We start from the raw sequence: 5,591 nt of genomic DNA on the forward strand, positions 1-5,591 counted from the left end.
CGACGTCATGCGGCAGTCGCAGGCGATCAAGCGCCGCGTCGGCTACATGACGCAGAAATTCTCGCTCTACGAAGATCTGTCGATCGAGCAGAACCTGACCTTCACGGCGCGGGTGCACGAGCTGGACCGGCGGCGCGAACGGGTGCAGGCGGCGCTGGACCGGCTGGGGCTGACGGAGCGGCGGGCGCAGCTGGCGGGCAATCTGTCGGGCGGCTGGAAGCAGCGGCTGGCGCTGGCGGCGGCGACGCTGCACGGACCGGACCTGCTGCTGCTCGACGAGCCTACGGCCGGCGTCGACCCCGAGGCGCGGCGGACCTTCTGGGACGAGATCCACGCCCTGGCGGCCGAGGGCATGACGGTGCTGGTCTCGACCCACTATATGGACGAGGCCGAGCGCTGTCACGAGATCGCCTACATCGCCGGCGGCCGGACGCTGGCGCGCGGCACGGCGGACGAGGTGATCGCGGCGTCGGGACTGGTGACCTTTCATGCCGAAGGACCGGGAGCGGACCGGCTGGCCCGTGAACTGCGCGACCGGCCGGGCGTCGAGATGGCGGCGCCGTTCGGGACGGTGCTGCACGTGTCCGGGCGCGATCGGCCGGCGCTGGAGGCGGCGATCCAGCCCTTCCGCAAGGCGCCGCTGAAGTGGACCGAGACGCGGCCGACGCTGGAGGACGTGTTCATCCAGCTGATCCACGACATCGAAGCGGACAAGAAGAGGGCCGCCTGATGCTCTCGCTGACCCGCACCTGGGCCGTGCTGGCCAAGGAGTTCACGCAGCTGACGCGTGACCGGCTGACCTATGCGATGATCCTGATGCTGCCGATCGTGCAGTTGCTGCTGTTCGGCTACGCCATCAACGACGATCCGCGGCACCTGCCGACGGCGGTGCTGGTGCAGGACAACGGCGGCTTCTCGCGCTCGATCCTGACCGCGATGAACAACAGCGGCTATTTCGACGTCACCCTCCAGGCGCGCAGCCAACACGAGCTGGACCGGGCGCTGGAGCGCGGCGACGTGCAGTTCGCGGTGATCATTCCGGCGGACTTCACCACCCGGGTGGTTCGCGGCGACGCGGCGCAGATCCTCGTAGAGGCGGACGCCACTGATCCTTCAGCCACATCCGGGGCCGTGGCGGCGCTGGCCAGCCTGCCGTCGCAGGCGCTGACCCGGGACCTGACCGGCCCGCTGGCGGCGCGGGCTCCGGGCGAGGCGCCGTTCGAAGTGGTCGTGCACCGGCGCTACAATCCCGAGGCCATTACCGCCTACAATATCGTGCCAGGCCTGCTGGGGGTGATCCTGTCCATGACACTGGTGATGATGACCTCGCTGGGCATGGCCCGCGAGCGCGAGCGGGGCACGATGGAAAGCCTGCTGTCGACGCCGGTGCGACCGCTGGAGGTGATGGTCGGCAAGCTCGCGCCCTATGTGCTGGTCGGGGTGCTTCAGGCGACGGTCATTCTGGTGATGGCGCGGCTGCTGTTCGACGTGCCGATGAGCGGGGGCTGGATCGCCCTGATCGCCGGGCTGATGCTGTTCATTGTCGGGTCGCTGTCGCTGGGCTTCCTGATCTCGACCCTGGCGAAGACCCAGCTGCAGGCGATGCAGATGAGCTTCTTCTACATGCTGCCGTCGATCCTGCTGTCGGGCTTCATGTTCCCCTTCCGCGGCATGCCGGACTGGGCCCAGGCGATCGGCACGGTGATCCCCGTCACCCACTTCCTGCGCGTCGTGCGGGGCTCGCTGCTCAAGGGCGTCGGGCTGGAGAACGCCGGGCCCAGCCTCTTCGCCCTGGGCCTGTTCGTGCTGGTGGTCGGGGCGCTGGCGATGATGCGCTACCGGACCACGCTGGACTAGCTCGCCGTCAGCTTCACGTCGACGTTGCCGCGGGTGGCGTTGGAGTAGGGGCAGACCTGGTGGGTCTTCTGGAGCAGGTCGTCGATGACCGCCTGATCGAGACCGTGGTCGCTGACGGTCAGTTCGATATCGAGGTTGTAGCCTTCGCCGCGGGTGTTCTTGCCGATGCCGACGTCCGCGGCGACCTTCGTGTCCGGCCCGGCCGGCGTGCCGGCCTGACCGCTGACCAGCCGCAGCGCGCTGAGGAAGCAGGCGGCGTAGCCGGTGGCGAAGAGCTGTTCGGGATTGGTCCCGTCGCCGCCCTTGCCGCCCATTCCGGCGGGAACGGAGAGGCGGACGTCGATCTTGCCGTCGTCCGTGGCGGAACGGCCTTCGTCACGGCCGCCTCCGGAGGCGGTGGCGTGGGCGGTGTAGAAGACTTCCATGGCGGGCTCCTTCGAGAAGAAGCCTTAGCTAGGCATTCCGGCGGCCGGCGCTAGGCGGCGAGGCCGGCCTTTTTCAGGGTCTTGTAGGCCTTGATGACGCGCTGGAGCTTGGCCTCGGCGCCGCGATCGCCCTGGTTCAGGTCCGGGTGGAAGCGCTTCAGCAGCTCGTGATAGCGGGCCTTTACGGCCTTGCGGTCGCTGCGGACGTCGAGGTCGAGGTCGGCCAGCGCCGACCGCTCCAGCTTGCCGAGGCGCAGATCGTCCTGACCCTCGGGCCCCGCCTGCTCGCGGGTGCGGCGGCCGAACAGGCCAAAGCTGTCGCGCCAGCTGCCCGCCCCCTGGGTGTTGGCCGTGCCGAGTTTGGCGGCGAAGGCGGCGGCCTCGCGGGTAAATTTGCCGGCCTTCATCTCCCAGGTCGGGCGGCCGCCGGTCATGGCCTCGTTCTCCTGGGCGGCGCGGACCTCGCCCTCGGTCATGCCGGCGTAGAAATTCCAGCCCTTGTTGTACTCGCCGGCGTGGCGCTGGCAGAAATCGTAGAAGTCGTTGAGCCGCTCGCGCGACTTGGGGGCGCGCGCCGTCGCGGGCATGCGGCAGTCGGGCCACTGGCACGGCTTCTCGCCCGGCTTGAGGTGCAGCACGTCGGCTTCCGCCGCCTCCTCCTCGGGCTTCGGCGGCTTGACGCGCATATCCTTGAAGCGCGGCTTGTATTGAAAGGCGGAAGACATCGCACGAAGTGTAGGGGCGAATTGGTCGCCAACAAGGACAAGCCCATGCCGGAAGGCCCGATCGCGACGATTATTCGCAAAAAACTTCAGGCGGGCCTGTCGCCGGCGCGTCTGGAGATCGAGGACGACAGCGGCCGGCACGCCGGCCACCATCACGAAGGGGGAGTCGACGGCCGGGCCGGCGGCGAGAGCCACTTCAATGTGACGGTGGTGTCGGCGGCCTTCGAGGGACAGGGACGGGTGCAGCGCCAGCGGGCCGTGAACGATCTGCTGCGCGAAGAGCTGGCCGGGCCGGTGCACGCCCTGTCGATCCGCGCCCTGACGCCGGACGAGGCCGGGCCCGGCTGATCCCGCATGTTGCGCGAACGCCGTGATCGGAAATGCGCCAGCGTTCACCTCGTCTTAGAATCTTGCCCATAGCGTTCGCCCGGGTTGTTTGGGAGGGGCGCGCGCAATGGTCGAATCCGACGGAATCACCAAGCCGGCGAACGGCGAACCGGGTTCCGGTGAAGCGGCCCAGGCCCTGCGCGCCATCCTGCAGACCCAGTATCTGCGCTATCTGATCATCTCCAGCTGGGCCGTGGGCCTGCTGGCCGTGGTCGGACCGATCGCCGCCACCCTCTGGTTCTTCGGCACCATTGCCGCCGGCGCCCTGCGCGGCGCGGTGGAGAAGCGCATCAGCGAGCGCGTCGGCGCGGGCTGGGGCCTGATCTTCCCGGCCGTGGCCACAGCCACCACGGCCGCCTGGGCGACCGCGCCGCTGATGGCGTGGTTCTCGGGCCATCCGTTTGGCCAGCCGCTGGCCATGACCCTGCTGGTCTCGGGCTATGTGCTGGTGTTCGCGCAGCTGCGCAGCTCGCCGAAACAGGCCGTGGTGATTTCATCGCCCTATGGCGTCTCGGCCGCGGTCATCGCCGCCTCGCTGTGGGGCACCGACCTGTTCTGGGCCTTCATGGGCGTAGTGCCGTTCACGGCCGCCGGCCTCGTGGTGCTGGTGCTGATGACGATGCTGCGCGAGGAGCGGATCCGCGCTTTCCAGGAGCATCAGGCCCATCTGATCGAGGAGCTGGAGTCCGCCCGCGACCGCGCGAATGCGGCCAGCGAGGCCAAGTCGAGCTTCCTGGGGGTCATTTCGCACGAGCTGCGTACGCCGATGAACGGCGTGCTCGGCGCCGCCCAGTTGCTGGGGGCCACCCGGCTCGAGCCGACCCAGCGGGAATATCTGTCGATCATCCGCAACTCCGGCGACAACCTGCTGAGCCTGCTCAACGACATCCTCGACATGACCAAGATCGAGGCGGGCAAGATGACCTTCGAGATGGTCGACGTCTCGGTCGAGGACCTGCACAAGCGCGTCACCGGCCCCTTCCAGGCGCAGGCCGAGGCCAAGGGCCTGACCTTCACCACCCGCTTCGAAGGCGACACCCCGGCCGTGGTCCGCGGCGATCCGCTACGCGTCTGCCAGGTCATCCACAACCTGCTGTCAAACGCGGTCAAGTTCACCGACTCCGGGGAAGTCGCCTACACGGTGCGGTCCGAACGCCTCGACGATCACCGCGTGCAGTTCAACTTCTCGGTCAAGGATTCCGGCGCCGGCATCTCGCCGGAAGATCTGGCGCGGCTGTTCCAGCCCTTCACCCAGGTCGACGCCTCCTCGACGCGCCGGTTCGGCGGCACCGGTCTGGGCCTGACCATCTCGCAGCGCATGGCCAACATCATGGGCGGCGACATCACGGTGGAATCGACGGTGGGCGAGGGCTCGACCTTCACCTTCAGCGTCGAGGCCGAGGTGGTCGAATGGACGCGCGAGGCGCCGGCGGCGCCGATCGTCGCCGAGATCGAGGACGGGCGCTCGCTGAGCGTGCTGGTGGTCGAGGATCACCCGGTCAACCGCATGATCCTGGAAGCCTGGATGAGCTCCGCCGGTCATACGTCGTCGACGGCCGAAAACGGCCAGATCGCGCTCGAGATGGCGGACGGCCAGCGCTTCGACCTGATCGTCATGGACGTGAATATGCCGGTGATGGACGGCCTGACCGCCACCCGGAGCATCCGCGCCGGCGGCGGCGTCAATGCCGAGACGCCCATCGTCGTCCTGTCGGCCTCGGCCCGCACCGAGGATCACGAGGCCGGGCTGGAGGCGGGCGCCGACGCCTATCTGAACAAGCCGATCGACTTCGCCGCCCTGGCCTGCGTGATGAACCAGGTCGGTTCCGGCCGGGCGGGGCTGCGCGCGCTCGTGGACGTCGGCGAGAAGGCCCGCGCGGCCTGACCGCGGCGCGGCGATCGCGTTCAATAGGCGACGGCGGTGTGAACGGCAGGTGAGCAGGGCCGTTCAGACCCGGCTCAACGGCCGGGCGGCAGTGTGCGGGCAAGTCGAAATCCTTCGGCCGCATCCGGAGATACCCCATGAAGAAGGCCCTCACCGCCGCCCTCGCCGCCACGTTCGCCGTGTCGTCGCTGGGCATGGCCTCCGCCGCCGAAGCACAATCGCGCGGCCAGTACGAGCAGCGTCAGGACCGCCGCGACGACCGTCGCGATGCCCGGCAGGACCGCCGCGAAGACCGTCAGGAGCGTCGCGAGG

At 68.8% G+C, this 5,591-nt stretch carries 6 protein-coding genes; 4 read left to right on the forward strand and 2 right to left on the reverse strand.

Translation table 11 applies throughout. The features are described from left to right. Positions 1-730 (forward strand): ABC transporter ATP-binding protein (locus VEC04_RS00275; protein ID WP_324772666.1); only part of this gene is annotated, 730 nt, incomplete at its 5' end. Further along, positions 730-1,857, forward strand: coding sequence for an ABC transporter permease (locus tag VEC04_RS00280; protein ID WP_324772668.1), 1,128 nt, complete (start codon positions 730-732; stop codon positions 1,855-1,857). The genes VEC04_RS00275 and VEC04_RS00280, both read left to right, overlap by 1 nt. On the opposite strand, the gene VEC04_RS00285 is transcribed toward VEC04_RS00280, so the two are convergent. Further along, on the reverse strand, positions 1,854-2,282 hold the full coding sequence (locus VEC04_RS00285) for an organic hydroperoxide resistance protein (protein WP_324772670.1): 429 nt from the start codon (positions 2,280-2,282) through the stop codon (positions 1,854-1,856). The genes VEC04_RS00280 and VEC04_RS00285 overlap by 4 nt on opposite strands. 50 nt (positions 2,283-2,332) lie before the next feature. Further along, complete coding sequence (locus tag VEC04_RS00290) at positions 2,333-3,007, reverse strand: J domain-containing protein (RefSeq protein ID WP_324772672.1); 675 nt, start codon at positions 3,005-3,007, stop codon at positions 2,333-2,335. Between the two features lie 45 nt (positions 3,008-3,052). Here VEC04_RS00290 and VEC04_RS00295 point away from each other — a divergent pair, with 45 nt between their 5' ends. Both VEC04_RS00295 and VEC04_RS00300 read left to right on the forward strand, forming a co-directional pair. Further along, positions 3,053-3,355 carry a BolA family protein gene (locus VEC04_RS00295; protein ID WP_324772674.1) on the forward strand — a complete coding sequence of 101 codons (303 nt, stop codon included), beginning with the start codon at positions 3,053-3,055 and terminating at the stop codon, positions 3,353-3,355. 106 nt (positions 3,356-3,461) lie between these two features. Further along, on the forward strand, positions 3,462-5,279 hold the full coding sequence (locus VEC04_RS00300; protein WP_324772676.1) for an ATP-binding protein: 1,818 nt from the start codon (positions 3,462-3,464) through the stop codon (positions 5,277-5,279). The last annotated feature ends 312 nt before the right edge of the window (positions 5,280-5,591 follow it).

Origin of the sequence: Brevundimonas sp. (assembly GCF_035626535.1) — a bacterium.
Taxonomy (GTDB): domain Bacteria; phylum Pseudomonadota; class Alphaproteobacteria; order Caulobacterales; family Caulobacteraceae; genus Brevundimonas.

What these genes read in the sequence shown, in the direction of transcription:
- VEC04_RS00300 (WP_324772676.1), top strand. Translation starts at nt 3,462, where the DNA reads ATGGTCGAATCCGACGGAATCACCAAGCCGGCGAACGGCGAACCGGGT.
- VEC04_RS00280 (WP_324772668.1), top strand. Translation starts at nt 730, where the DNA reads ATGCTCTCGCTGACCCGCACCTGGGCCGTGCTGGCCAAGGAGTTCACG.
- VEC04_RS00290 (WP_324772672.1), bottom strand. Translation starts at nt 3,007, where the DNA reads ATGTCTTCCGCCTTTCAATACAAGCCGCGCTTCAAGGATATGCGCGTC.
- VEC04_RS00295 (WP_324772674.1), top strand. Translation starts at nt 3,053, where the DNA reads ATGCCGGAAGGCCCGATCGCGACGATTATTCGCAAAAAACTTCAGGCG.
- VEC04_RS00285 (WP_324772670.1), bottom strand. Translation starts at nt 2,282, where the DNA reads ATGGAAGTCTTCTACACCGCCCACGCCACCGCCTCCGGAGGCGGCCGT.